We start from the raw sequence: 1,625 nt of genomic DNA, 5'->3' as shown, positions 1-1,625 counted from the left end.
ACCAAACTCCCACTTTATATTCTGCATAAAATACAGTAATCGATTGAACCAAAATAGGAACTCAGCTATGGTTAGTTTATCAATAAAAATAAATAAAAAAACGAGTTAATCTACAGGCTCGTTATGTGCAGTTATCGCCTGATTTAATATTCAAAGGATAAATTAAAATTGAAGTATATAATTTTTGTTTTAATAGTTTTGTCTAATGGCAGAGCTCAAGCTAGTGATTATTACATATCATTGAAAAGTGCGGATTTCGCCCTGATTACAGATGTTTTCTTTAGTCAGAGTTTAGATTTTAATTCACTACCTGAAAACAAAACAATTAATTTAACTTATTGGGGAAGTAGCCCAAAGGCTGAAATTAAATATAATGATAAAAGTATTTTTATTTCTGGTCATGATAACGAAATTGAACGAGTGCATTTAGAATTTGATCAACAAGTAAAAATAATGATATTCAACATACAGGTAAATCCGGTTCATTATAATAAAGACTATATTCAAGAACATCTTGGAAAAGTCAGTGTTGAGACACCCGAAATTTACGAACTTAATAACATTATATTAGCTTTATTTGACAAATTTTATCACACGAATTATGGGATGTACTCGAAAGGGACATATTATTCAGATGTTGTAGCATGGTTTTCACCTTTTAAAGATCATGAACTTTTTAAAAGACTTGATGGAATTGACTATTATTCATTTGTTGAAAATGGCCCTTCGTATGTTTTTAATGGGGATAAAATAGCAAAATCATCTGTATATAATGGGTTTCGTGCAGTTGATGCTATTAAAGAAAATATCGCCTTGTTAGAAGACTTTGCAATAAAAAGTGATTTCAAAAGATTTTACAAAAAGCATGAAAAGTATTACTTAAAGTTAAGTCATGTATTTCAAAAAGGTGCTCAACCAAAAAATATTTGGCGATGGTTAGAGTCTCATTTCCCTGCAAGATATCAAAGTTATAAAGTTTTCTTTTCTCCATTAGGGCCTGGGAACAATAGTGCTCGAATGTATGCTAATAATGGCTTTAAGGAATCAATCATGTTTATCAGTGCTCCTAACCGTTATGAAAACGAGACGGAGTCTTTATCAATTCAATCGATGAAGTTCACTCGTTCATTTTTTACTGAGATTGATCATACCTACGTGAATCCAACCTCTGATAAATATATCGATGATATTAATGCTGCTTTTGTCGATTTAAAACCGTGGTATAAAGGCGGTGGATATAACAAACCTTATTTAATCTTTAATGAATATATGACATGGTCACTAGTCTCTTTATACGCAATGGAAAATTATTCTGAGCAAGAGTATCTATTTATAAAAAAATATACTGAAGATTTTATGATAAACAAGAAGGGCTTTTACCAATTTAAAGCTTTTAATAATGAGCTAATCCGTTTGTATAACAACAAATCCACTAAAGAAAAAATTACGGATCTCTACCCCTCAATTATAAACTGGGTGAAAAATAATTCCAAAAGCACATAATCGGGTAGCCGGAGGTCTCTAACCTCCAGCCCCCACACCACCCATCATGCGGGTCCGCAATGGGCGGTTCATCTCCCGTAATGAATATTGATCCAAATATTTTTCAATGACACTAAACCTTG

1 protein-coding gene is annotated in these 1,625 nt (G+C 31.9%); it reads left to right on the top strand.

Annotation, left to right across the window (positions count from 1 at the left end; all coding sequences use genetic code 11):
• Positions 1 to 168: 168 nt before the first annotated feature.
• Positions 169 to 1,503: a DUF4932 domain-containing protein gene (locus H5119_RS19840; RefSeq protein ID WP_182703454.1), complete on the top strand. Its 1,335-nt coding sequence runs from the start codon at positions 169 to 171 to the stop codon at positions 1,501 to 1,503.
• The last annotated feature ends 122 nt before the right edge of the window (positions 1,504 to 1,625 follow it).

Origin of the sequence: Pseudoalteromonas sp. SG45-5 (assembly GCF_014164085.1) — a bacterium.
GTDB lineage: Bacteria > Pseudomonadota > Gammaproteobacteria > Enterobacterales > Alteromonadaceae > Pseudoalteromonas > Pseudoalteromonas aliena.
The sequence above is the reverse complement of the archived record's forward strand: the minus strand, read 5'-3'. Positions and strand labels throughout refer to the sequence as shown.